Raw genomic sequence first — 23,572 nt, 5'->3', positions numbered from 1 at the left:
TGGCCGGCATCCCCGCGCACCCGTACGATGCTTCGGATATAGGATCGGGCGCCGCCCGAAAAAGAGGCATCGACCACAAAATCTGAGGGATATTCGCGACATGGCCACTTCCGGGACCGCTAAGATCGAAGCCCTTTATCGCTATCCGGTTAAAGGTTTGACGCCGGAACCGCTCGAAAGCGTCGAATTGCGCCCGATGCAGACCCTGCCCTTCGACCGGGCGTACGCCATCGAGAATGGCCCCGGCCCCTTCGACCCGGCAAACCCTCAGCACCTCCAGAAGATCCACTTCGTCATGCTGATGCGGAACGAAGAATTGGCGACCGTCCGCTCGCTATTCGACGACAGCACCGAGACCCTCGTAATCTCGAAAGGCGGTGCCGAGATCGCCCGCGGCGACCTCCGCACGGAAGCGGGCCGCGCCGCCATCGAAGACGCCATCACCCGCATCGTGACCTCGGGCCTGCGCGGACGCCCCAAGGTCGTCGTCAGCCCCGGCCACAGCTTTTCCGACGTCGCACCCAAATGCGTCCACCTCGTCAACCGCCAGAGCCTGACCGCACTCGAAGGCATGCTCGGCGCGCCCGTCGATGCCCGGCGCTTCCGCCCGAACCTCGTGCTCGACGGCTTGGAACCCTGGCAGGAACTCGACCTCGTCGGCAAAAAGTTGCGGACCGGCGGCATCACGCTCGAAGTCTTCAAGCGCACCGAGCGCTGCGCGGCGACCAACGTCGACCCCGAGACGGGCAGCCGCGATCTCAAAATCCCATCGTTTCTTTCGAAGACGCTCGGCCATACCGACTTTGGCGTCTACGCCCGAATTGTCGACGGCGGCCGCATTCGCGTCGGCGATACGCTTGAAGTAACGGATTGATGGGGCGCGGTCGCCGTAATGTTTGACGGAAGGCTGGGCGAGCTGGGGACCGAACTGCCCCAGGGCGACCTATTTTACCCCCTCATACCGAATCGGGAGCTAGCCTATGCTGGGCATTGGCTAACAGTTTACGCGGTGGAGGCGGCGGCCGTGAAGCTTGTCGATCAATTTCCGATTTTCGAACTCGGCGGCGCTTTGAAACATCTCTCTGATGTTTCGGAGCGCAATGCCAGCGACCCCTTCGTACAGCTTTTCGCTCTTTGGGCTGCAGATGCCGCGCTCTCCAAGGTTTTAAACGGTGACCAGACGCTATCGTTTTGCAGAGGCGCAGCACTCGACCTGCTACACGAGATGCAGCGACTTCAGGCCAATTTTGCCCCCTCCGCCGATGGCAAGCCTATGACCCCCTTACCGGCATGGGAGATGACCCGAACGAAATCGAAGATTGAGATCTTCGAGCATCAACTCAGCGCAGAGTTGAAAAGAACCGCAAGTTACGCAGTCCCACTGCGAGGTATATTCAACATCGAATTGCTCGCCGAGCACGCGGATCGACACATCCACGAGACCATTCGGCACCATCTCTCGGAGTTCGCCGTATCGGAGTATCGCGAAGCCGGAAGGTGTCTTGCGTTCGGCCTTTACTCGGCCTCGGGATTTCATTCGGCACGAGCGGTCGAAGACGTTCTGAGGGTTTACTACGAGCGCTTTATTGGGCCGCCGCCAGACAAGTCGATGGGCCTTCTAGCGAGCAACTTAAATGATCTTCTCAGCAAGGTGGACGCAAAGATCCGGCCACGAGAAAACACGGTACGTCACATCAGAGACGTAACCAATTTCGATCGTAATCCGCTCATGCATCGTAATGTTAAATTGGAAGAGATCGACGCTACGACGCTTTTCAACAGCGCGTTGGGAGTGATCGTCGAGATGGTGAAGGAACTGATTTCCTTAGACGATGAAGACTTGCAAGCGCCGCTACCCCTTCACGGTGCTGCGGCGATTGATTTGGGCCTCGCGCCATCTCCGCCCCGTCGGAGATTAGCTGCTGCCTCGCCGAAGCAGATCCCGGACATCTCGAAGTCGTCTACTTCGCCAAAGACGTGACGGCCGCTCAGCTTCTTAGCCCGTTTTGTCTACCCAATGCACCTTGGATTTATTGAAACCCGTTTGAAGCGCATTTGGGATGTGGCTGTCGCTCGCGCCAAACAAAAAAGAGCCTCGAAATCGAGGCTCTTTTCTAATTCGCTTTATTCGCTGTCTTCGTTCGCGGCTGGCGGCACGGCCGGAGCTTCGGCCGGCTCTTCGCGACGCGGCCGGCGAACCGGACGGCGCAGGAAGGCGGGCTGCTCCTGCTGGTCGATGGAAGCCGCAGCTTGCGGCGCTGAACGTTCTGGACGCTCGGAACGCTCGGCGCGTTCTGACCGCTCTGGCCGTTCCGCCCGCTCGGGACGTTCCCGTTCGGCAGCCGGAGCCGGTGCCGGAGACGTCGCGACCGACGGCTGGAAACTTCCGCCGTTCGCTGGCTCGCGCTCGACGCCGTTCGGAGCCCCACTCGGGGCCTGATAACGCTCGCGACGGCGGAAACCGCCTTCACCCTGATGCGATTCACCGTTGCCGTTATGCTGTGGGCGCCGATCCTCACGGAAGCGACCCTCGCCGCCTTGGCCGTTGCGCTGCTCATACCGGTCGCCGCGGTCGCCCCGGAAATCCTGCCGATCGCCGCGATCACCACGATCGTGGCGATTGTTGTTGAACCGCTCGTGGCGCGGCTGGCGATTGTCGTAACGGTTTTGGTTATCGAAATTGCGCTGCTGCTGCGGGAAAGGCGGCTGCACGTCCGGCTGGTTGCCCTGACCGGCGATAGCCTGCTGTTGGCCGCCGCCGAACTCGTCACCATCCTCATCGCCGAACTCGTCGCTGTCGGCGCCTTCAGGCCCGGCAAGCGAATGCGTCCGCGCGGCGCCGTTCCCCATCGGGTCCACGCCGCCCTGCTGCGCCATCTGCTCGCGATAGCCCAGGATGATGCGATTATAATGCTCGGCGTGCTGGAGATAGTTCTCTGCAAGCACCGGATCGCCCGACGACAGCGCATCGCGCGCCAGGCTGATGTACTTCTCGGCGATATGCGAGGGCGTACCGCGAATCTTCACGTCGGGCCCCGAGCTCTCGAAGCTGCGCATCAGAGGATTTTGCGATTTGCGGTTATTATTATTGTTGTTGTTTCGTCCGCGACCGCGACGGTTCTGTTGACCTTGCCTCATGGGCTCCCGTTCATGCTTGTTGGTATTGCCATCTGCGCACGCCAATTTCGCGGGGCGACGCCCTGGATCCTTCGATCCAATTCAAAAAAGCTGTCTCTTAACGTCACCACAGTCCTATGGATCGTGCCCCATGGATCCGATCAAGACGGATCACACCAAGGATCGCAGCCCAAGCTCTCGCCCCCACGGCCTCGGGCAAAATCGCAGTCATCCCAATCATCACGCCAGCAAAGATACTAGAGCCGCCTCAAAGGAGCTTGCCCAGCACATATGCCGAGAAGGATAAGCCCGACACTCGCCAATCAACGGACAGAGGGGTCCGCGAAAGTTTGTGCTGATGATCTGAGATGGGAAGGCCGGCTCGGTAACCGCTCTAGCGGTATATTGGCCAGGCACATCCGATCAAACTCTTCGGCCCGGATATTACCCCGGAAACGTAATTCCGCAAATAGAAATGATCGCTTGGGTTAGAGATGTATCTCCAGCGCAACAGCGCGCGTATGGCCACCCAAATCCTGACGTCGCCCAATGGGTTGCGCCCCGGATTTTGAGAAAAGGTCTTCAACCGCTTCGGCCTGTGTCGCGCCGATTTCCAGAACCATCAGGCAAGACGCCTGCAATTCCATGATATTCCGGGCGATATCACGGTAAACGCGAAGCCCGTCGTCGCCGCCATCGAGAGCCAATTCCGGATCGAAGTCCTTAACGTCCGGCTCGAGACCAGCGATCTCTTCTGTGGATATATAGGGCGGATTCGAAATCACAAGGTCGAACGGCCCCGAACAACCGTCGAGACCAGTTGTCGCAACAAACTGAATTCGATCCGCAACGCCGAGGGCTTCCGCATTCCGGCGGGCGACCGCCAGAGCGGCGGGGCTGATATCCGTTGCCAGCCCGCGCGCATTCGCCAGCTCGGTCAGCAGCGTGACGATCAAAATGCCGGAGCCCGTCCCGATGTCTGCGATCGACAGCGGCGCTTCCGCCAACCCACGGCCCTTGATCAGATCGAGCGCCAGCTCGACGACGACTTCGGTATCGGGTCGCGGATCGAGAACGTCCGGCGTCACGATGAAATCCCGCCCGTAAAAAGCCCGGCGTCCGAGAATGCGCGAGACCGGTTCATGCGCTGCCCGCCGGGCTGCTGCATCGCTGAGGAGGCTAGCGGCGTCCCCAAGCGGGCGCCCCGATCCCGACAGCAATTGAGCGCCATCGAGCCCGAGCAACCCTTGCATCAGAAAGCGCGCATCCCGCTGCGGCGTATCGAGCCCGGCCTCGATCAGCGTTCGCGTTAGGAAGCTCAACGCCTCGGCGAGGCTCATCTCCGGCCGGAAGCCGGACGCCGCCCCGTTATCGGTGCGCGCAGCCGGCATCGTCATGCTGCGCTCAATTCGGCGAGCATCGTCGCCTGATGATCGGTTATCAACGCATCGATCAGCTCGTCGAGCCCGTTGCCCGTCATCACTTCATCGAGATTGTAGAGCGTAAGGTTGATGCGATGGTCGGTAACCCGCCCCTGCGGAAAGTTGTAGGTCCGGATGCGCTGTGAGCGATCGCCCGATCCGACCTGCGATTTACGCGCGTCCGAGCGTTCGGTCGCCGCGCGCTCGCGCTCCATCTCGTAGATGCGCGATTTCAGAACCGCCATCGCAAGACGCCGGTTTTGATGCTGCGATTTTTCTGCGGAAACAACGACGATTCCGGTCGGAATATGCGTCATGCGCACGGCGCTGTCCGTTTTGTTGACGTGCTGGCCACCGGCGCCGCCAGCACGCATCGTATCGATGCGGATGTCTTCGGGTCGGATGTCGACGTCGAGTTCCTCGGCCTCCGGAAGCACCGCCACCGTAGCAGCCGATGTGTGGATACGACCGCTGGCTTCCGTCGCCGGAACGCGCTGCACGCGATGCACGCCGGACTCGAACTTCAAGCGCGCGAAAACGCCCGAGCCCGTGATCGACGCGATGATTTCCTTGTAGCCGCCAAGATCGTTTTCGGACGCCGAGATGATCTCGGTCTTCCAGCCGTGCAGATCGGCATAGCGCGTGTACATGCGGAAAAGATCGGCCGCGAACAGCGCCGCTTCATCACCACCCGTTCCGGCGCGGACTTCCAGGATGGCGCTCTTTTCGTCGGCCGCGTCCTTCGGCAGCAACGCGATGCGCAGCTGTTGCTCGAGCTCCGTGATCCGCTCGGCAAGCGACGCCCGCTCCGCATAGGCGAGATCGACCATTTCCTTGTCGGCCGACGGATCGTTGATCATCTGTTCGAGATCGGCGCTCTCGGCCTCGGCTTTACGCAACGCATCGATCTGCGCGACGACCGGGCCGAGTTCGGAAAACTCTTTCGAGAGCTTCACGAATTCCGCCTGCGGAACGCCGTGGTTCATCAGATCCTGGATGGCCATATAGCGTTCGGATAGGCGGTCGAGTTTATCGCGCGGCAGAGCTGACATTGAGTCCGATGTTTTTATGAATAGGCGAGCCGCGAATAAAGCGGCCGAAAGAGGTGGCGACGGCGATTGAGCCCATCGCCACGCCTCAGGCACGGGTATCTACTACGAACCGCTGCCGATCTGCAATTTATCCGCCCGGCGCGTTTCCGGATCGTCAACTTCAATATAGCGCATGCCGTCCCGGATCGGCCCGTAGTGCTCCTGCATGTAGCCGCTGACCCACTGCACGGCCACGGAAAACGGCGCCGAAATCGTCGCAAATATCGACGAATGCATCATAAGCAGCAGTAGGCCGAGTGGCAGCGAAAGGGCATAAACGGCCCGCTGCGGACGTTCCCGGACCCGGTGCAGCGCTTCCTGCGGCAGACGCCGCGCCCCGCTGGCGATGACCGATCCGGCCCGTAACAGGTTCCGGCTCGAAACCGCGAGCCCTGACCGGGCGATATCCGGCTCCTCATCCGAAACGTGCACCGGCTGCTGCGGCCTTGGCCGAGGTGGAAAGCCACCATGGCTCTCGGGCATCGAACCCTGCTGAGGGATCGAGCTTTGCTGCGTCATTGACCCCTGTAGCGGCGAATACCCATGTGGCGGTTCGTACGGCTCGTGCCGACTGTGATCGTACGGCTGCTGAGGAGCCGCATATGCCTGCGGCTGAGCCGCCGGCTGTTGGAAAAACGGCTGCTGCTGAAAATGAGACGTCGGCTCGCGGAAATGCCCGTCTGGCGTGGGCGCGGGAAGCTGATTTGCAGTCGGCGCCGCGCGGACGGAAAGCTGCGTGAACAGTGTCCCGATGGCATTCAGAACCGGCCGTCCGTTGACGCCCGCCATCGACGTATAAGTCATGATGATGGCCGACGTTTCCTGCCACTGCGGCAGATACTCAACCTGCCCCGTCTCCAGCGCTTCGACAACTTCCGGTCGAACCGCGAGATAATGAGCTGCCTGCGGCACCGTCAGCCGCAGCGCCTGCCGCAAATCGATAAAAAATCGCGCAATTAGCGCTCGGCTTTCCGCCTGAGCCTGCACCGACGCCGTTGGCACTGGTGCTTCGAAACGGCTATGCCCCTGCCGCTCGTACTCATGACTTCCAACCGAAACGTTCCGCCCAACGCTTCGACGCATACCCTCTACCCGGCAAAACGCGCCGGTCCCCGATGTTAAGGATATTATCGGCTAAAAATCCTTATTTGTCAAAGCCTCCGTGCGTCGTTGGGGAGGAGCTGTTAACCGTCGAGCGCGACGTGCTCCGTTTCTGCGAACTGCTGCAAGGACATGCGCACGTCCTTCGCACCCTCTTTCAAAAGATCGTCGAGGAAAGCGGTCACCTTCGCTGCGTCGAGCGACAGTATCATCGACTTGATCGGGCCGATGGAGGCCGGCGCCATCGACAGCGACCGGAAACCGAGACCGATCAGCGTCAGGGCTTCGAGCGGGCTTCCTGCCATCTCGCCGCATAGCGTCACCGGCACGTTGTGTGTGCTGGCAGCCGTCATGAGCGACTTCAGCGCGCGGAGCGGTGCTGGCGCCAGCACATCGAAGCGACTCGCCACCCGCGCATTGGTGCGGTCTGCGGCAAACAGGAACTGCATCAGATCGTTCGAGCCGACCGACACGAAATCGACCCGCGACAGAAACGCATCGAGTTCGAACAGAAGTGCAGGCACTTCGAACATCGCCCCGACGAGAATGATCTGCGGCAGGGGATGGCCGTGCTCCGTCAGAAATGCTTTCTCACGCTCGATCAGCGCACGAATAGCCCCCAGCTCATACGTCGCCGAAACCATCGGGATCATCACCCGCAGCTCACGTCCCGCCGCAGCCTTGAGCAAGGCCCGGACCTGCAGCCGGAACAATTCCGGCCGGTCGAGCGCCATGCGGATCGCCCGCCATCCCATCGACGGATTTTCTTCCTTCGGCTGACGAAGGTAGGGAAGCACCTTGTCCCCGCCGATATCGAGCGTGCGAAAGACCACGGGCTTGCCGCGGGCTTCGTCCATCACCGACTTGTAGAGCTGCGTCTGCCGGTCGAGGCGCGGAAACGACTCCGACAGCATGAACTGCAATTCGGTGCGATAGAGCCCGATGCCGTCCGCACCGGCTTCGTCCAGATGCGGCAGGTCGACGAGCAGACCCGCATTCATCATCAGCGCAATCGGCACGCCATCCTTGGTGATCGCCGGGCGATCGCGCAGCGACTGATAGCGCTTCTGCCGGCGCGCCCGAAACCGAACTTTGTCGGAATAGGCCGAGATCACTTCGGCCGTCGGCCGCAGATGCACTTCACCCGCCACTGCATCGACGATCGCCGCATCGCCCGCCGACACGCGATCGACGATTCCCGCCGCCTGCCCGATTGCGGCAATGCCGAGCGCCTTCGCAACAACCGCCACATGGCTTTGGCTCGACCCGTCTTCGACGACGAGCCCTCTGAGCCTGCTGCGGTCGTAATCGAGCAGTTCTGCCGGTCCCATAGTTCGCGCAACAAGGATCGTATCGGGCGGCAGGCCGCCGTCATCTTCCGAACTCTTGAGCCGCCCCGCGAGCACGCGCAGCAGCCGGTCGGAAAGATCGTCGAGATCGCGCTGTCGTTCCCGCCAATAAGTATCGTGCTGGCGCAGCATGCGCGTGCGCATCGCATTCTGAACGCGTTCGACGGCCGCCTCAGCCGTCAGCCCGCCTTCGACGGCTTCGCGCAGTCGCCGGTGCCAGCCCTTGTCATGCGCGAACATGCGATAGGCTTCGAGCACATCGCGATGCTCGCCGATGTTCGACAAATGCTCGTGATCAAACATCTCGTCGATGTTCAACTGCAGCTTTTCGAGTGCGAGCGAGAGCCGCTCCAATTCGAGCGCCGGATTCTCCGCCATCAACTGCGTCACGACGATGCGGGGCTCGTGCAGCACCACATGACCGAGCGCGATACCGTCCGAGATGGGTTCGCCTTCGATGACGAGCGATTGCGAGCGCGAGGCTTCGATGGCTGCGACCGTCCCCGCCACGGCGCCCGAGACGAGATTTTCCGCGATCACCATCGCGGTCGCCTGCATCACCTCAACATCTTCGTCGGAATATTCACGCGGCGTCCGGTTCTGGATGACGAGCACGCCAAGCACCTGCCCCGACCGCGCGATCGGCACGGCGAGCAGGGAATGGTAGATCTCTTCGCCGGTTTCTGGCCGGTAAGAGAACGCCGGATGGCTCGACGCTTCCGGTTCGTTGACGGTCACGCCAAGCTCGGCCGCGCGTCCCACAAGCCCCTCGCCGCGCTTCAATCGCGTCGTATGCACCGCACTCGGATTGAGGCCTTCGGTCGCGAAAAGTTCGAGTGAGCCGTCTTGCCGCTTCAGATAGATCGAGCAAACCTCGGCAACCATGACGCCGGAAATCTGCCGCACGATACGATCGAGCTTTTCCTGGCCCTCGCCGCCATCGGCCATGATCTCGCGCAGATGGCGCATGATGACCCGAAGCGAGGTCTCGCTTGGTAAAGGTCTCGGATCGTCGCGCCGCACCATCTTGCCTTGCCCATTCGTCTCGCCGGCAAAACTCTCCGGCAAATGCACCTTAGTCACAAAGAGACGAGGCTGGTAAGAGCGCCCGGCCTCTAGTCGTTGTCGAGCCCGTAGGCCGAGTGCAACGCACGAACCGCAAGTTCGGCGTAGACTGCATCGATCAGAACGCTGACCTTGATCTCGGACGTCGAGATCGCGTGAATGTTGATGCCCTTTTCCGAGAGTGTCTTGAACATCTGCGCTGCAACACCCGCGTGGCTGCGCATGCCGACGCCGATGACCGAAATCTTCACGACGTCTGCCGAGCTTTTGACGTCGACGTGGCCGATGTCGGTCTTCGCCTGTTTCAAGACTTCAAGCGTGCGCGGCAGCTCGGCCGCCTGCACGGTAAACGTCATATCCGTATGCTTGCCGTCCGGCGTGATGTTCTGCACGATCATATCGACGTTGATATTCGCATCTGCGAGCGGCCCAAAGATGCGCGCGGCGATGCCCGGTTTGTCGTCGACATTCAGAAGCGTAACTTTCGCTTCGTCTTTCGCATAGGCGATGCCGCTTACGACCTGCTGTTCCACGATCTCATCCTCGTCGCATACGATGGTGCCGATATTCTCGATATTATCGGCTCTGAAGGGTTGCATGGCGTCCGGCGCTACGAAGCTCGACAGTACCCGAGTCTTGACCTTGTAGACCATTGCCAGCTCGACAGACCGCGTCTGCAGGACCTTCGAGCCGAGCGACGCCATTTCGAGCATCTCTTCGTAGGAAATTTTCGCAAGCCGTTTCGCTTTGGAAACGATGCGCGGGTCCGTTGTGTAAACGCCGTCAACGTCGGTGTAGATATCGCAAACGTCGGCTTCGAGCGCGACGGCGATCGCGACCGCACTCGTGTCAGAACCGCCCCGGCCGAGCGTTGCGATCCTGTTCCCGGTGGGCTCGATGCCCTGAAAGCCGGTGACGACGGCAATCTCGCCGCCTTCGATCCGCGATTTGATCTCGGCGCCTGGGATATCGAGAATTCGCGCCGCACCATGCGCCGTATCGGTCTTCACCGGAACCTGCCAGCCGGTCCACGACCGCGCGCGCAGGCCCATCGCCTGCAACGTGATGGCGAGAAGCCCCGCCGTCACCTGCTCGCCGGTGGCGACGACGGCATCGTATTCCCGCGCATCGTAAAGCGGAGAGGCTTCCTTGACCCAGGCAACGAGCTGGTTCGTCACCCCAGCCATGGCGGAGACGACGACTGCGACCTTGTTGCCGGCGTCGACCTCGCGCTTCACGTGACGTGCGACGTTCTGGATGCGCTCGATGTTGGCGACCGACGTGCCGCCAAATTTCATGACTACGGTCGCCATTCTCGAAGCGCTTCCCTTGGCCTGTGCATGCCCGCACGGCCCCTGGCATGGGTCTGACGAGCATTAAGATTTGGATTGAGTCCGGCGCTTATTAGCGGCTCGCGAGCCCCCCGGCAACAACCGAAAATTGACCCATCCGGGACAATAGCTTGACAAGATGACCGCCGGGTTGACGTGTATGGCGGAAGACGGAGACGACAATGACCGCAACGCAGCAATCCGACGCCGGTAAACGCACCCTCGATACCGAAGAGGTCGAGCGCTTTTCCCGCATGGCCACCGAATGGTGGGACCCACGTGGCAAATTCCGCCCCTTACACCAGATCGGGCCGCCGCGGCTGTCGTTCATCCGCGATAGCGCCGTCGAACGCTTCGGCCGCGATCCCAAGGCGCTCCGGCCCCTCACCGGCTTGACGGCAGTCGATATCGGCTGCGGCGGTGGCCTCGTCGCGGAACCTTTGGCACGCATGGGCGCAACCGTCACTGCCATCGACCCATCGGAAAAGAACATCGCCATCGCGAAATCGCACGCCGAAGGTCAGGGCATCGCCATCGACTATCGTGCCGTGCGCGTCGAAGACCTCGTCGCCGAAGGCCGCACGTTCGACATCGTCGCCTGCCTCGAAGTTGTAGAGCACGTGCCAGACCCGGCGAAATTCATCGGCGAATGCGTGAGCCTCGTCGCACCCGGCGGCCTCGGCGTGTTCTCGACGCTGAACCGCACGTTCAAGGCCTGGGCGCTCGCCATCGTCGGCGCCGAGTATGTGCTCGGCTGGCTACCGCGCGGAACCCACCAGTGGGACCGCTTTATCACCCCGGATGAGCTGGCTGGTTACGTCAAAGCCGCGGGGCTCGACGACGTCCGGTTCGAAGGCATCACCTATAATCCTCTGCAGGATTCTTGGTCGCGCAATCCGGACACGGACGTGAACTATCTGATGTCGGCACGGAAACCGAAACCATCGTGACGGCGTTCGCCCGCTCGGCGGCGCATTGAGAGGGGGAAGGTGCGATGTTTCCAATCGGGGACGATGACTCGCAGGTCCGCATTTCGCCCATCGTTACGACGGCGCTTATCGTCGTCAACGTGCTTTTCTTCCTGATCGAGCTGAACGGCGGCAACGAGTTCATTGAGCACTGGTCGTTCATCCCGAGCCGCTTCGCCGAAGATCCCGCGTCGAACTGGCCGACCATCTTCACCGCGATGTTCATGCACGGCGGCTGGATGCACCTGTTCGGCAACATGCTCTATCTCTACATCTTCGGCGACAACGTCGAAGAAAACTTCGGACATGTGAAGTATCTGGCGTTCTACCTGATCGCCGGTATCGCAGCGACATTCGCTCAATTCTATTTCAATCCGCACTCGAACATTCCCAACGTCGGCGCTTCAGGCGCAATAGCCGGTGTGCTTGGCGCTTACCTGCTTCTATTCCCGCAGGCTCGCGTCGATGTGCTTGTCGCGCGGGCCGTCATGTCGATGCCGGCGCTGATCGTGATCGGCTTCTGGTTCGTGCTTCAGCTCTTCAGCGGCGTCGGCTCCATTGCCCATACCGACGAAACCGCCGACGCTGGCGGCGTCGCTTACATGGCGCATGTCGGCGGCTTCGTTGCCGGTCTCGCGATTGCGCTGCTCTTCAGGGGCCGCGGCGGCCCGCCGAGAACCGCCTGAGCACCACCCCTAAAAAAGCAAAAAAGGGCCGGAACAGAGTTCCGACCCTCCTAAAAACTGTACCCAAAAGCGAGCTGTTAGATGCTCCGCGCCATCCGCTGACGCATCGGGCGTAGAACGGCGAGCGCGAGAATTGCCGCGAGAATGTTCATGCCGGCCGCCGTATAGAACACGGCATGCCAATTGCCCGTCGCCTGCGTCAGCAGACTGGAAAACGGCACGAGCAGCGACGCGGTGCCCTTGGCAGTATAGAGCAGGCCCGCATTCGTCGTTGCGAACTTCGAGCCGAAGGTGTCGCCGCACGTTGCCGGGAAAAGGCTGTAGATCTCACCCCACGCAAAGAACACCAGCCCTGTCAGCACCACGAACAGGATCGGATCGTGTCCCATGCGCGCCAGCGCCAGCAGGCCGACGCCCTCAATGCCGAACGCGATGAACATTGTCGTTTCGCGGCCGATCTTGTCCGACACCCAGCCGAAGAACGGACGCGTAATGCCGTTGAGAATGCGGTCGAGCGACAGCGCGAACGTGAGCGCGGGAAGCGTAATGCCGACGAGTGACACCGGAACATCCGCAACCTTGAAGTCCTTCGCGATGGGCGCAAGCTGCGCCGTCGCCATCAGCCCGCCCGCCGCCATCATCACGAACATCAAATACATGATCCAGAAGACCGGCGTCTTCAGCATCTCAGTCGGCGCGAACGACCGCTTGGCCGAAAGCAGCTCGACGCGCGCACCGAACTGGTCTTTTGACGGCGACCGCAATAGGAACGACACGAGAATGATGACGATGCCCTGCAGCAGCCCGAAATAAAGAAACGCCGCTTCGTATCCCTGCGATGCGATCACGATCGAGATTGGAATAATCGTCAGTGCCGAGCCCATGCCGAAGCCGGCTGCCGTCACACCGGCCGCCAAGCCGCGACGATCCGGAAACCACTTGAGCGCATTGCCGACGCACGTGCCGTAAACACAGCCTGCGCCGATACCCCCGATGGCCTGCGCGACATAGAGCATCGCCAGCGAGTCCGCCTGCGAGTTCAAAAGCCACGACAGACCGATCATGATGCCGCCAACCAGGACGAGCGGCCGCGGCCCGAGACGATCTTCAAGATAGCCTTCGAAGGGAATGAGCCACGTCTCGGTGAGAATGAAAATGGTGAACGCCCACTGGATCGCCGCCATCTCCCAACCGAACTTGGCGTGAAGCGGATTGACGAAGAGCGTCCAACCATATTGCAGGTTGGCGATCATCGTCATGCACAGCACCCCCAGCGCGAGCTGCACCCACCGTCCGGTGGTTGATGTCGCAATGCCAGAAGCCGGAGCGCGCGACTCCGTTTGAATAGTCATCCTTGGCAGTCCCCTCGGGCTTGTAATTCTTTTTCATTTCGCACTAAAAGCGCCGAAACATAAAACGTGAAAAATCACGTTCGACAAGTGCAGCATTAAAGCTAAGCGCCAACAAAGTTTTTTGCTGCACCGCCACACAGAAATCGAGGGACGAAGTTCGATGAAAATTTGCGTCGTCGGCGCAGGCGGAATCGGTGGCTTGCTTGCCGCGCGGCTTGCGCAATCGGGCGAAGACGTAACGGTGATCGCCCGCGGCCCGCACCTTGGGGCGATCCGCGCCAATGGCCTCAAACTGATCGAAGAGGACGGTAGCGAGAGCGTTTCTCGCGTTGCTGCGACCGATAAGATCGCGGACGTTTCCGAACAGGATCTTGTTGTCCTCGGGATGAAGGCACATCAGGTCGCAGCCGTCGTGCGCGATCTTCCCGCGATGTATGGTCGCGACACGGCCGTGCTCACTGCCCAGAACGGCATTCCGTGGTGGTACTTCATGCGCGTCAGCGGGCCGCACGAAAACCATCGCCTGGAAAGCGTCGATCCCGGCGGCGTGGTCGCAGATAATCTGCCTGCTGATCGTGTTCTTGGCAGTGTGGTATATCCCGCAGCCGAAATCGCCGAGCCGGGAGTAATTAAGCATATCGAAGGTAACCGGTTCTCGATTGCCGAAATCGATAATTCCAAAACCGAGCGCGTCACGCGCGTTTCGGAGGCGTTGCAGAAAGCCGGTTTCAAAGCCCCGGTCGTCTCCGACATTCGCGCCGAGATCTGGACGAAACTCTGGGGCAATCTGAGCTTCAATCCAATCAGCGCACTGACGCATGCGACGCTGGAAGATATCTGCAAATATCAACCGACCCGCGATGCCGCTGCCCGCATGATGAGGGAAGCCCAAGCCGTCGGCGAAGCACTCGGCATTCGTTTCCGCATCCCGCTCGAAAAACGCATTGCAGGCGCCGAAGCCGTCGGGCCACACAAGACGTCGATGCTGCAGGACATCGAAGCCGGTCGCGGCATCGAAGCCGACGCACTGATCGGCTCGGTGATCGAGCTCGGTCAGGTCGCAAACGTTCCGACGCCACAGATCGAAACGATCTATGCCTGCGTGAAATTGCTTTCCGCGACCTTATCGCGCGAAGGCGGACGATTGAGAGTTGAAAAGGCCTGACAACGCCGCCGACGGCACAGGCACCGGAGATATGAGAACGACGATGGCAATACCCACGACACTGCATGAGCTTCTGAATGCCGGAGACGGCCGAGCGCCGGCCATCCGGGCGTCCGGCATCGAAGCGCTGACCTACGCCGGCTTTCGCGACCTTGTGACGCGAACCATCGACAGCCTGAATGCACTTGGCATCGGCCGCGGCGACCGCGTTGCGATCGTGCTGCCGAACGGCCCCGAGATGGCGACATCCTTCGTTGCAACGGCATCGGCCGCGACGGCCGCGCCGCTCAATCCCTCCTACCGTCACGACGAGTTCGACTTCTACATGTCGGACATCAACACCAAGGCGCTCATCGTCGAGGAAGGCAGCACTTCACCCGCAGTCGCCGTTGCGAAAGAGCGCGGCATCATGCTCATCACGCTGAAGCCCGATCCTGCGAGCGGCGCCGGCGCATTCACGCTGTCGGCTGAAACGCCTGCCGAGAAACCAGCTCAGAGTGGCCCGGCGCAGAGCGACGACACCGCATTGATCTTGCATACGTCGGGCACGACGTCGCGTCCGAAGATCGTGCCTCTCAGCCATAAGAACGTTGCGGCCTCCGCTGGCAATATCGCCACCGCATTGCAGCTTTCGGCCGGTGACCGCGCCTTGAACATCATGCCGCTGTTTCACATCCACGGTCTGATTGCGGGCGTGCTGGCCCCGCTGTCGCGAGGTGGCTCGATCTTCTGCACGCCGGGCTTCAATGCGCTGAAGTTCTTCCACGCCATGGAAGAGGCGGCGCCGACCTGGTATACCGGCGTCCCGACCATGCATCAGGCAATCCTCTCGCGCGCCAGCCACAACGCCGAGACGATCGCGCGCCACAAGCTGCGCTTCATCCGCTCCTCGTCATCGTCGCTCCCGCCGCAGGTCCTGAGCGAACTCGAAGCGACCTTCGGTGCCCCCGTCGTCGAAGCCTACGGCATGACGGAAGCCTCGCATCAGATGGCGTCGAACCCCATCGGCACCGCCCGCAAGCCCGGCACGGTCGGCCTGGCCGCCGGACCCGAGGTCGCCATCATGGATACCGAAGGCAATCTCTTGCAGCCCGGCGAAGTCGGCGAAATCGTCATTCGCGGCGACAACGTCACGAGCGGTTACGAAAACAACGCCAAGGCCAACCGCGAAGCCTTCACCAACGGCTGGTTCCGCACCGGCGACCAGGGCACCATCGACGCCGACGGCTACATCACGATCACCGGCCGTCTGAAGGAGATCATCAATCGCGGCGGCGAGAAGGTCTCCCCGCGCGAAGTCGATGAAGTCCTGATGGATCATCCCGCCGTTTTGCAGGTCGTGACGTTTGCGGTCCCGCACGACAAGCTCGGCGAAGATGTCGCCGCCGCCGTCGTGCTGCGCGAAGGCCAGGAAGCGACCGAGCGCGAGCTTCGCGACTTCGCGAACGAGCACCTCGCCCACTACAAGGTGCCACGCAAGATCCTGCTGCTGCCGGAGATCCCGAAGGGGGCGACAGGCAAGCTGCAGCGTATCGGCCTGGCCCAGAAGCTTGGCCTCGCCTGATGCCGCGCTAGGCCGATGAAGATAAAGAAAAACGCCCGGCATCACCGGGCGTTTTTTATTGTCCGAAGCTGAAGCGGCAGGCGCTTAGCGATCGCCCGACTCGAGCTGGCGGCTCATCGCGAGCGCCATCAGCGTGCAGACCGCACCGGAGAGCAGATAGCCGCCTGCCGCCATCAGGCCGAAGTGGCTCGACAGCCAAAGCGCAACGAACGGCGCGAACCCAGCGCCGACCAGCCACGCCAAGTCGGTCGTCAACGCCGAGCCGGTATAGCGGTAGATCTTGGCGAAGTTCGAGGCGACGGCGCCCGACGCCTGTCCGAACGACAGACCGAGCAGCGTGAAGCCCAGCACCATGAACACGATCTCGCCGACGTCACCGCCGTTGAGGAGCTGCGGAGCGAAACCGCTGAACACCGCGATTACCGCCGCCGTGGCCGAGAGCAGGTTGCGACGGCCGACCCGGTCCGCAACGAACCCTGACGCCACGATCGCGAACAGACCGACGATGGCGCCGATGATCTCGATGATGAGGAAGCGCGACGGGCTCTGGGTCGTAAAGAGGAATACCCACGACAGCGGGAACACCGTCACCATGTGAAACAGCGCGAAGCTCGCCAGCGGCGCAAAGGCGCCGATGATAACATGGCGGCCTTCCTTCTGCAGCGTCTCGCCGATCGGCATCGGCTCAAGCTCCTGCTGCTCGAAGTGCTCGATGTATTCCGGTGTATCGACCATGCGCAGACGCGCAAACAGCGCCACGACGTTGATCGCGAAGGCAACGAAGAACGGGTAGCGCCAGCCCCAATCCAGGAAATCTTCGCTCGACAGGTTGGCTGCGAAGTAAGCGAACAGCGCGGCCGCGACCATCAGGCCGAGCGGCGCGCCAAGCTGCGGGATCATGGCGTACCAGCCGCGACGATTCTCCGGCGCGTTCATCGCCAGCAGCGACGGCAGACCATCCCATTCGCCGCCGAGCGCCAAGCCCTGGCCGATGCGGAAGATCGCCAGCAGAACGGCAGACGCCAGACCGATCTGTTCATAACCTGGCAAAAAGGCAATCGCGACCGTACAGGTTCCGAGCAGGAACAGCGTGATCGTCAGCTTCACCGCGCGCCCGTAGTTGCGGTCGAGAGCCATGAACATGACCGTACCGACCGGACGGGCAATGAACGCCAGCGCGAAGATCGCGAACGAATAGAGCGTTCCGGTCAGGGCATCGAGATGCGGAAAGATAAGCTTCGGAAAAACGATGACCGATGCGATGGCATAAACGAAAAAGTCGAAAAATTCCGAAGTTCGGCCAATGATGACGCCAATGGCGATTTCGCCCGGGCTGACATCGCCGTGCCCACCATCCGCAGATGCTGTGTTCCGCTCGAACGTGGCTGTGGCTCCACTCATCGGCCGCTCATGCTCCTTGAACCATGCTCTGGCTCTGCGCGCAAAAATATTCGCGAGCCACTCAACGTAGCTTCTGTCCCGGGTTCCCGCGCGAGGGCATTAGGCAAATTGTCCAATGTGCCAATGACGCAGAAAACGGCTTTTCAAAGCTTTTGCCTTGATCCTCGGGGTTTTGCCAAGCCACTTCGGGCGCCTGAGGACGCTATAACGTGTGTTTTAGAGGGGAGCGGAGGCCGGTCGAGCGCATCCCTACCCCCGAGAGGCCGTCAGGATTGAACGCTCAAGACTGCGAACCGGATGCGGGCTTGGTCGCGCCAGTGCCGCGACCCGCGAACCAGCGATGGCGCGGATGCCGCAGCTTGTGAATCCACAGACGCAAGCGAGCCCCTAACGAGGGTGTGATCTCGATCAGGATGCGACGGCGCTTGTTGTAAGCATCTGCGAATGACATGACCCCTCCGAAAATTTCGGATTTGAGCATAGCCCTCGCGCCGTTAAACCAGGGTTCCCCAGATGGCCGGAATTTTATGCATTGGGCACACCGCACCGCCCCGATGTTGCATCAGCAGCCGTGAAGCGAGGCCCAGCGTCCCCGCGCTCTACTTGTTCGTATTGTTGTGCTTAGGAGCCTGCGGTTCTGGCGGAGGAAGCGCCTCATATCCGCCCGCGCCACCATCGCCGCCTTCGCCGCCATCCTTCAAATCGCGGTGGTGCGCGTTGCCCCGTTCGATCGGAACGACGGGGGCGGACTCATAGGCCTTCTCGGCCTTTTCCTGAATGCGAATGCTTTCCGGAACGGAATCGGCAAACGCGAGGCTCCCGATCCCCGGGATTGCCGATGCGCCAACCGTCAGCAGCAGGCAACCGCGGCGAAGTTTGCGATAACGCTGCATCTTATGCTCCTTGGCCTTTTGCGGCCCCTTTCGCCCTGCGCCAAAAATAAACGTGTTACCCCAACTTTTCACCCAAATTCCCCAACGGATCGGTCACTTTCATACGTTATTTTGGATGACGAACGATCATGTACTCTTTGATTTTGCGCAATTTACCGTTCGTGAACCAGCGAATAAGGTTCTGCAATCGTATCGCTGAAAAATCGGCTAAAGTTTCTTTCATTCTCGCCTTAAATCTATTTCGAATTTGATCCGCCCAATGGCAACTCCCGATCCTTCCGACAACCGCGGCCGGCCTCCAGCCAACTCACCCGTCATGCTGACGGTCCTGTGCGCTATTCTGGTTGCAATAGCGACCTGGACGATCTTTTTGGTCCGCTAAGGGTTGTATCCAAGAAGGCCCAACGCACCCGTGTCGGCCGGACGGCTGCTTGCAGCCGGCCCCCGGCACCCTATGTCTCAGGCAGGCTATGTCTCAGGCGGGATAGACGCGGTCTCGTGGCTAAACGGTAGGAGCGTCACAATGAGAACGGGAATATTGGCGGCAGCCCTGGTTCTGGGAAGCGCCGTCCAGGCTCACGCGCAGCAAAGCGTCAGTCCGGCGCCGACGGGTGGAACTGAATCGATCATTCGAACCCCATCGAGCAGCAATAATGGCAGCAGCTACGGGACATCCGGAAATGTCGGCGCGCCGACATCGATGTATCCGCAGCGACTGCAGAATTATAACAACCCCGCTGCGAGCTATGGCCGGTTCGGAAATCCCGTCACCGGCAATACCCGCATGCGGAGCAATCGCCGTTAGGCGGATTGCCAATTGGCACTCCTCGATTTCCGATTGGCACGATAAACGCGTCCGGCATACGCGGTTGGGCGTCTTGTCTACTTCGCAACACGCATCGGCTTTTCTAATTGACAGTCCACAGCGGACTGCTCGTCATCGCTTATGGCGCTTGTCCTCCAGACATATGCGCCCGTCAGACCGTTGCTGAAGAACCCGTATTAAGTCACCGTCGCATCCGTTCTTTCTATTCGGCGACGAATGGCTCAACATAGGCAAGGCGATCGGTTCGGCATCGCGTCGAATGCGGGGTCGTGTCACGACGAGATGCCGAGGCGCAAATGATAACGACCGTATCCGCTTTGAGTGCGTTTGAGCTCGCCCGCATCCAGTTTGGGTTCACCGTCTCCTTCCACATTATCTTTCCCGCCATCACCATTGGCCTCGGAACGTATCTCGTCGTCCTCGAAGGGATGTGGCTGCTAACGAAGGATGCGACCTACCGCGATCTCTATCATTTCTGGTCGAAGGTCTTCGCTATCAACTTCGGCATGGGCGTCGTCTCCGGCCTCGTCATGGCCTACCAGTTCGGCACCAACTGGAGCGGCTTCACGGCTTTCGCAGGCGGCGTCACCGGCCCGCTTCTGACGTACGAAGTTCTGACGGCCTTTTTCCTCGAAGCCGGCTTTCTTGGTGTCATGCTGTTCGGCTGGAATAAGGTCGGTCCCGGCCTCCACTTCTTCGCGACGATCATGGTGTCGCTCGGAACGCTGCTGTCGGCCGCTTGGATTCTGGCGTCCAATAGCTGGATGCAGACGCCCGCAGGCTTCGAGGTCATCGACGGCCGCGTCGTTCCCGTCGATTGGCTGAAAGTTATTTTCAATCCGTCGTTCCCTTATCGCCTCGCGCATATGGTTGTTGCATCCGAGCTGGCCGTTGGCTTGTTCGTCGGCGCTTCCGCCGCGTGGCACCTGCTTAAGGGCCGTTCATCGCCCGCGATCCGCACCATGTTCTCGATGGCGATGTGGCTGATCCTGATTCTTGCGCCGATCCAGATTCTCGTCGGCGATCAGCACGGCCTGAACACACTGAAATACCAGCCCGCCAAGATCGCGGCCATCGAAGGCCACTGGCAAAACGAGCCGGGTCAAAGCGTCCCGCTCATTCTTTTCGGCTGGCCCGACATGAAGGCCGAGACGACGCGCTATGCGCTTGAAATTCCCGAACTCGGCTCGCTCGTGCTGACGCACAGTCTCACGGGCCACATTCCAGGCCTTAAGGAATTCCCGCCGCAAGATCGTCCGAACTCCACGATTATCTTCTGGACGTTCCGCATCATGGTCGGGCTCGGCTTGCTCATGGTGGCACTCGGCTTCTGGAGCCTGTGGCTGCGCTGGAAGGAACGGCTCTATTCGTCGGACTACCTCCTCCGCTTCGCGTTGCTGATGGGTCCGGCGGGGCTGATTGCCATTCTCGCCGGTTGGCTGACGACGGAGATCGGCCGCCAGCCCTGGGTCGTCTATGGGCAATTGCGGACCGCCGACGCCGTCTCAAACCATTCGGTCCTTGCGCTGTCGATCACGCTCTGCGCTTTCGTCGTTGTCTATTTCGCGGTGTTCGGCACAGGCGTCGGCTACATGCTGAAGGTCGTCGATCAAGGCCCCGACGAAAGCGGCGGACCACAACCCGATGCGGACAAAGATCCGCACCTGCGTCCTGCGCGCCCGCTCTCTGCGGTCGAAGACAAAATCGACAATCCGGCCATTTGAGGAGACGCGAACCATGGATATCGGTATCGACCTCCCGCTTCTCTGGGCCGTGATCATCGGCTTCGGCTTGATGATGTACGTCATCATGGACGGCTTCGACCTCGGGATCGGCATTCTCTTTCCCTTCGTCAAAGACCGCACCGACCGCGATACGATGGTGAATACCGTCGCGCCGGTCTGGGACGGCAACGAGACGTGGCTAGTGCTTGGCGGCGCCGGTCTTCTTGCGGCCTTCCCGATCGCCTATTCCATCGTTCTCTCTGCCATGTATTTGCCGATCATCGCCATGCTGCTCGGACTGATCCTGCGCGGCGTCGCATTCGAATTCCGCTTCAAAGCCGACGAGGCACACAAACCGGTCTGGGATAAGGCGTTCGCCGGCGGATCGTACATGGCCACATTCTCGCAAGGCGTCGTGCTTGGCTCGTTCATCAACGGCTTCCAGGTCGAAAATCACGTCTATTCGGGCGGTGCCTTTGACTGGCTGACGCCCTTCGCAATTTTTTCCGGACTGGGCTTGATCGTCGCCTACGCGCTGCTTGGCGCGACGTGGCTGATCCTGAAGACCGAGGGCGCTTTGCTCGAACGCATGCGCGAACTGGCAAAGCCGATCGTCTTGGCCTTGCTCGCGACCATCGCCATCGTCAGCTTATGGACGCCGCTGAGCCACCCTGAGATTGCCACGCGTTGGTTCTCCTTCCCCAACATCGTGTTTTTCTCGCCGGTGCCGATCCTCGTTGTCATCGCGGCAGTGGCGTTGCTGTGGGCCATCGCACGCGACACGCACGCAATGCCGTTCCTGCTCGCGTTGGGTCTCGTTTTTCTGGGCTACAGCGGGCTCGTCATCAGCCTGTGGCCGAACATCGTGCCGCCGTCGATCTCGATCTGGGACGCAGCCTCGCCGCCGCAAAGCTTAGGCTTCACGCTCGTCGGCGCGTTGTTCACGATCCCGTTCATTCTCTTCTACACCGCGTGGGCCTACCACGTGTTCCGTGGCAAGGTGAAAGCGGGAGAGGGGTATCACTGATGCCGGGCAACGCCGAAACGAAGCCCCCATCCTTGGCGCGTCGCGTCGGCTGGCTCGTGCTGATTTGGACGTTGAGCGTGCTGGCGCTCGGCGCGTTCGCCGGCCTGATGCGCCTTCTCATGACGCAAGCTGGCCTGACCGTCTGAACTGTCCGTCTGGACCCACAAGCCCGCGAAACTTTAGTCTTCCGCAGACGGCTAAGTCGCAGGATGCGCCAGATAGGCGAAGTCGGTCGTAACCCGCTCGTAAATCCCGCGCTTGAACGGCACGATCAGTTCGGGAAGGGTTTCCATCGGCGCCCAGCGCCACATATCGAACTCAGCTTTGGTTTCCGCCTTCGCCGCAATGTCGATATCGCTGTCCTCACCGAGGAAGCGCATCGCAAACCATTTCTGCCGCTGGCCGCGATAACGGCCCTTCAGCGCCACGCCGAGAAGGTGAGGCGGCAGTTCATACGACAGCCATTCCGGATGCTCGGCCAGCATCTCGACATGCGTCACGCCAGTTTCTTCGCGAAGCTCCCTCAACGCGGCGATCCGCGGCGCTTCGAACTTCTCGATTCCGCCCTGCGGCATCTGCCAGATATGCGCTTGGCCGTCGCCGGCCCACTTCGGACGCCGCCGGCCAACCCAGACGAGACCGTCGCGATTGATGAGCATGATGCCGACGCCGGTCCGGAAAGGCAGAGCATTCGGAGACAAGCTGGCTGGTGTCGGCAACACTGTCATTCCTGGTTGCAACCCTCGCATTTGTGAGTTGATTGATAGCGCATCCTGATTCTGCAGAAAAACGTAGCAGCCGTATGACATTAGACTGTCATATAAACAGGAAGCGAGGACAAGTCGCTTTTTTAATCAGAATCTGAAGCAAAAATGCAGCGTTAGGGCGACGCTAGCCACGCGTCGGGCGCGCTAACGGCGCGAACTCCATCAGAACCTCGCGATAGACCGCGCGCTTGAATGGAACGATAAGGTCGAGAAGGTCATGCGCGCTAGTCCAACGCCATTCCACGAACTCAGGTTCCAGCCCTTCGCCGGGCGTGATGTTGATTTCGCTGTCCGTTCCCAGGAAGCGATAGGCAAACCACATCTGCTTCTGCCCGCGATAGCGACCGCCCCAGGCGACGCCGATCAATTCAGGCGGCAAGTCGTAAGTGACCCAGCGCGATAGCTCCCCGATTTGTTCGACGGAAACCATCGCCGTTTCCTCAAACAGTTCGCGCCTCGCTGCTTTGGCGGGCTCTTCGCCAGCATCGATGCCGCCCTGCGGCATCTGCCACCAGGTCCCGCGCCCTTCCGCATCGCCCGGAATGTCGGCGCGACGGCCTACCCAAACCAGCCCTTCGGCGTTGATGACCATCTGCCCCACGCACGGCCGATAAGGCAGATCCTCGGGATTGATATGCGGTTTCCCTGACTTACTCATGTGCGATTGCCTCGTCCCTTGTTCCGGCCGCTCCATAACACAAAGGGCGCCGTTTCCAGCGCCCTT

22 protein-coding genes are annotated in these 23,572 nt (G+C 60.8%); 10 read left to right on the top strand and 12 right to left on the bottom strand.

The annotated features are described in order from the left end of the window. The first annotated feature begins 100 nt into the window (after positions 1-100). The gene (locus tag ACLB1Z_RS01870) at positions 101-874 is read left to right on the top strand and encodes an MOSC domain-containing protein (protein ID WP_409561790.1); all 774 of its coding nucleotides are present in this window, start codon (positions 101-103) and stop codon (positions 872-874) included. A gap of 150 nt (positions 875-1,024) precedes the next feature. After that, positions 1,025-1,981, top strand: a complete 957-nt coding sequence (locus ACLB1Z_RS01865; RefSeq protein ID WP_409561789.1) for a hypothetical protein — start codon at positions 1,025-1,027, stop codon at positions 1,979-1,981. Between the two features lie 143 nt (positions 1,982-2,124). Here the strand turns inward: ACLB1Z_RS01865 and ACLB1Z_RS01860 are convergent, their stop codons facing one another. From ACLB1Z_RS01860 to ACLB1Z_RS01835, 6 genes are all read right to left on the bottom strand, one after another. Further along, entirely contained in the window at positions 2,125-3,057 is a 933-nt protein-coding gene (locus tag ACLB1Z_RS01860; RefSeq protein WP_409561788.1) for a DUF4167 domain-containing protein, read from the bottom strand. Positions 3,058-3,605: 548 nt separating this feature from the next. After that, on the bottom strand, positions 3,606-4,514 hold the full coding sequence (gene prmC, locus ACLB1Z_RS01855; protein ID WP_409561787.1) for a peptide chain release factor N(5)-glutamine methyltransferase: 909 nt from the start codon (positions 4,512-4,514) through the stop codon (positions 3,606-3,608). Next, positions 4,511-5,542, bottom strand: a complete 1,032-nt coding sequence (gene prfA / locus ACLB1Z_RS01850) for a peptide chain release factor 1 (RefSeq protein WP_409563327.1) — start codon at positions 5,540-5,542, stop codon at positions 4,511-4,513. The genes prmC and prfA overlap by 4 nt, the downstream gene beginning before the upstream one ends. A 150-nt stretch (positions 5,543-5,692) precedes the next feature. Next, positions 5,693-6,631: a hypothetical protein gene (locus ACLB1Z_RS01845; RefSeq protein WP_409561786.1), complete on the bottom strand. Its 939-nt coding sequence runs from the start codon at positions 6,629-6,631 to the stop codon at positions 5,693-5,695. Positions 6,632-6,813: 182 nt separating this feature from the next. Beyond that, a complete protein-coding gene (ptsP, locus tag ACLB1Z_RS01840) occupies positions 6,814-9,105 on the bottom strand; it encodes a phosphoenolpyruvate--protein phosphotransferase (protein ID WP_409563326.1) in 2,292 nt (763 codons plus the stop codon). Positions 9,106-9,194: 89 nt separating this feature from the next. Then, complete coding sequence (locus ACLB1Z_RS01835) at positions 9,195-10,457, bottom strand: aspartate kinase (RefSeq protein WP_409561785.1); 1,263 nt, start codon at positions 10,455-10,457, stop codon at positions 9,195-9,197. A 200-nt stretch (positions 10,458-10,657) separates the two neighbouring features. On the opposite strand from ACLB1Z_RS01835, the gene ubiG reads away from it, so the two are divergent. Next, positions 10,658-11,425: a bifunctional 2-polyprenyl-6-hydroxyphenol methylase/3-demethylubiquinol 3-O-methyltransferase UbiG gene (gene ubiG, locus ACLB1Z_RS01830; protein WP_409561784.1), complete on the top strand. Its 768-nt coding sequence runs from the start codon at positions 10,658-10,660 to the stop codon at positions 11,423-11,425. Positions 11,426-11,469: 44 nt separating this feature from the next. Beyond that, complete coding sequence (locus ACLB1Z_RS01825; protein ID WP_409561783.1) at positions 11,470-12,129, top strand: rhomboid family intramembrane serine protease; 660 nt, start codon at positions 11,470-11,472, stop codon at positions 12,127-12,129. 77 nt (positions 12,130-12,206) lie between these two features. Here the strand turns inward: ACLB1Z_RS01825 and oxlT are convergent, their stop codons facing one another. Then, positions 12,207-13,481 (bottom strand): oxalate/formate MFS antiporter, encoded by a 1,275-nt coding sequence (gene oxlT, locus ACLB1Z_RS01820; protein WP_409561782.1) that lies wholly within the window; start codon positions 13,479-13,481, stop codon positions 12,207-12,209. Positions 13,482-13,641: 160 nt separating this feature from the next. Here oxlT and ACLB1Z_RS01815 point away from each other — a divergent pair, with 160 nt between their 5' ends. Both ACLB1Z_RS01815 and ACLB1Z_RS01810 read left to right on the top strand, forming a co-directional pair. After that, positions 13,642-14,646 carry a ketopantoate reductase family protein gene (locus ACLB1Z_RS01815; protein ID WP_409561781.1) on the top strand — a complete coding sequence of 335 codons (1,005 nt, stop codon included), beginning with the start codon at positions 13,642-13,644 and terminating at the stop codon, positions 14,644-14,646. Between the two features lie 43 nt (positions 14,647-14,689). After that, a complete protein-coding gene (locus ACLB1Z_RS01810; protein ID WP_409561780.1) occupies positions 14,690-16,210 on the top strand; it encodes an acyl--CoA ligase in 1,521 nt (506 codons plus the stop codon). An 84-nt stretch (positions 16,211-16,294) separates the two neighbouring features. Here the strand turns inward: ACLB1Z_RS01810 and ACLB1Z_RS01805 are convergent, their stop codons facing one another. From ACLB1Z_RS01805 to ACLB1Z_RS01795, 3 genes are all read right to left on the bottom strand, one after another. After that, complete coding sequence (locus ACLB1Z_RS01805) at positions 16,295-17,611, bottom strand: MFS transporter (RefSeq protein ID WP_409561779.1); 1,317 nt, start codon at positions 17,609-17,611, stop codon at positions 16,295-16,297. A 280-nt stretch (positions 17,612-17,891) separates the two neighbouring features. After that, a complete protein-coding gene (locus ACLB1Z_RS01800) occupies positions 17,892-18,062 on the bottom strand; it encodes a hypothetical protein (RefSeq protein ID WP_409561778.1) in 171 nt (56 codons plus the stop codon). A 148-nt stretch (positions 18,063-18,210) separates the two neighbouring features. Continuing rightward, on the bottom strand, positions 18,211-18,504 hold the full coding sequence (locus ACLB1Z_RS01795; protein ID WP_409561777.1) for a hypothetical protein: 294 nt from the start codon (positions 18,502-18,504) through the stop codon (positions 18,211-18,213). A 523-nt stretch (positions 18,505-19,027) separates the two neighbouring features. Here ACLB1Z_RS01795 and ACLB1Z_RS01790 point away from each other — a divergent pair. The 4 genes from ACLB1Z_RS01790 to ACLB1Z_RS01775 all read left to right on the top strand — a co-directional run bounded on the left by ACLB1Z_RS01790 (position 19,028) and on the right by ACLB1Z_RS01775 (position 22,227). Next, on the top strand, positions 19,028-19,309 hold the full coding sequence (locus tag ACLB1Z_RS01790; protein WP_409561776.1) for a hypothetical protein: 282 nt from the start codon (positions 19,028-19,030) through the stop codon (positions 19,307-19,309). 317 nt (positions 19,310-19,626) lie between these two features. After that, positions 19,627-21,054, top strand: coding sequence for a cytochrome ubiquinol oxidase subunit I (locus ACLB1Z_RS01785; RefSeq protein WP_409561775.1), 1,428 nt, complete (start codon positions 19,627-19,629; stop codon positions 21,052-21,054). 19 nt (positions 21,055-21,073) lie between these two features. Further along, positions 21,074-22,081: a cytochrome d ubiquinol oxidase subunit II gene (gene cydB / locus ACLB1Z_RS01780; protein ID WP_409563325.1), complete on the top strand. Its 1,008-nt coding sequence runs from the start codon at positions 21,074-21,076 to the stop codon at positions 22,079-22,081. Beyond that, positions 22,081-22,227 (top strand): DUF2474 domain-containing protein, encoded by a 147-nt coding sequence (locus ACLB1Z_RS01775; protein WP_409561774.1) that lies wholly within the window; start codon positions 22,081-22,083, stop codon positions 22,225-22,227. The genes cydB and ACLB1Z_RS01775 overlap by 1 nt, the downstream gene beginning before the upstream one ends. A 51-nt stretch (positions 22,228-22,278) precedes the next feature. On the opposite strand, the gene ACLB1Z_RS01770 is transcribed toward ACLB1Z_RS01775, so the two are convergent. Continuing rightward, a complete protein-coding gene (locus ACLB1Z_RS01770; protein WP_409561773.1) occupies positions 22,279-22,809 on the bottom strand; it encodes an RNA pyrophosphohydrolase in 531 nt (176 codons plus the stop codon). Positions 22,810-22,972: 163 nt separating this feature from the next. Then, complete coding sequence (locus tag ACLB1Z_RS01765) at positions 22,973-23,506, bottom strand: RNA pyrophosphohydrolase (RefSeq protein WP_409561772.1); 534 nt, start codon at positions 23,504-23,506, stop codon at positions 22,973-22,975. Positions 23,507-23,572: the final 66 nt, after the last annotated feature.

This window comes from Hyphomicrobium sp. MC8b, assembly GCF_905067615.1.
GTDB lineage: Bacteria > Pseudomonadota > Alphaproteobacteria > Rhizobiales > Hyphomicrobiaceae > Hyphomicrobium_B.
The sequence above is the reverse complement of the archived record's forward strand: the minus strand, read 5'-3'. Positions and strand labels throughout refer to the sequence as shown.

Excerpts from the sequence above, each read along its gene's own strand:
- ACLB1Z_RS01870 (WP_409561790.1), top strand. The coding sequence starts at position 101 with ATGGCCACTTCCGGGACCGCTAAGATCGAAGCCCTTTATCGCTATCCG.
- ACLB1Z_RS01860 (WP_409561788.1), bottom strand. The coding sequence starts at position 3,057 with ATGCGCAGCTTCGAGAGCTCGGGGCCCGACGTGAAGATTCGCGGTACG.
- prmC (WP_409561787.1), bottom strand. The coding sequence starts at position 4,514 with ATGACGATGCCGGCTGCGCGCACCGATAACGGGGCGGCGTCCGGCTTC.
- prfA (WP_409563327.1), bottom strand. The coding sequence starts at position 5,542 with ATGGCCATCCAGGATCTGATGAACCACGGCGTTCCGCAGGCGGAATTC.
- ptsP (WP_409563326.1), bottom strand. The coding sequence starts at position 9,105 with ATGGTGCGGCGCGACGATCCGAGACCTTTACCAAGCGAGACCTCGCTT.
- ACLB1Z_RS01835 (WP_409561785.1), bottom strand. The coding sequence starts at position 10,457 with ATGGCGACCGTAGTCATGAAATTTGGCGGCACGTCGGTCGCCAACATC.
- ubiG (WP_409561784.1), top strand. The coding sequence starts at position 10,658 with ATGACCGCAACGCAGCAATCCGACGCCGGTAAACGCACCCTCGATACC.
- ACLB1Z_RS01825 (WP_409561783.1), top strand. The coding sequence starts at position 11,470 with ATGTTTCCAATCGGGGACGATGACTCGCAGGTCCGCATTTCGCCCATC.
- oxlT (WP_409561782.1), bottom strand. The coding sequence starts at position 13,481 with ATGACTATTCAAACGGAGTCGCGCGCTCCGGCTTCTGGCATTGCGACA.
- ACLB1Z_RS01815 (WP_409561781.1), top strand. The coding sequence starts at position 13,642 with ATGAAAATTTGCGTCGTCGGCGCAGGCGGAATCGGTGGCTTGCTTGCC.
- ACLB1Z_RS01810 (WP_409561780.1), top strand. The coding sequence starts at position 14,690 with ATGGCAATACCCACGACACTGCATGAGCTTCTGAATGCCGGAGACGGC.
- ACLB1Z_RS01805 (WP_409561779.1), bottom strand. The coding sequence starts at position 17,611 with ATGAGTGGAGCCACAGCCACGTTCGAGCGGAACACAGCATCTGCGGAT.
- ACLB1Z_RS01800 (WP_409561778.1), bottom strand. The coding sequence starts at position 18,062 with ATGTCATTCGCAGATGCTTACAACAAGCGCCGTCGCATCCTGATCGAG.
- ACLB1Z_RS01795 (WP_409561777.1), bottom strand. The coding sequence starts at position 18,504 with ATGCAGCGTTATCGCAAACTTCGCCGCGGTTGCCTGCTGCTGACGGTT.
- ACLB1Z_RS01790 (WP_409561776.1), top strand. The coding sequence starts at position 19,028 with ATGAGAACGGGAATATTGGCGGCAGCCCTGGTTCTGGGAAGCGCCGTC.
- ACLB1Z_RS01785 (WP_409561775.1), top strand. The coding sequence starts at position 19,627 with ATGATAACGACCGTATCCGCTTTGAGTGCGTTTGAGCTCGCCCGCATC.
- ACLB1Z_RS01775 (WP_409561774.1), top strand. The coding sequence starts at position 22,081 with ATGCCGGGCAACGCCGAAACGAAGCCCCCATCCTTGGCGCGTCGCGTC.
- ACLB1Z_RS01770 (WP_409561773.1), bottom strand. The coding sequence starts at position 22,809 with ATGACAGTGTTGCCGACACCAGCCAGCTTGTCTCCGAATGCTCTGCCT.
- ACLB1Z_RS01765 (WP_409561772.1), bottom strand. The coding sequence starts at position 23,506 with ATGAGTAAGTCAGGGAAACCGCATATCAATCCCGAGGATCTGCCTTAT.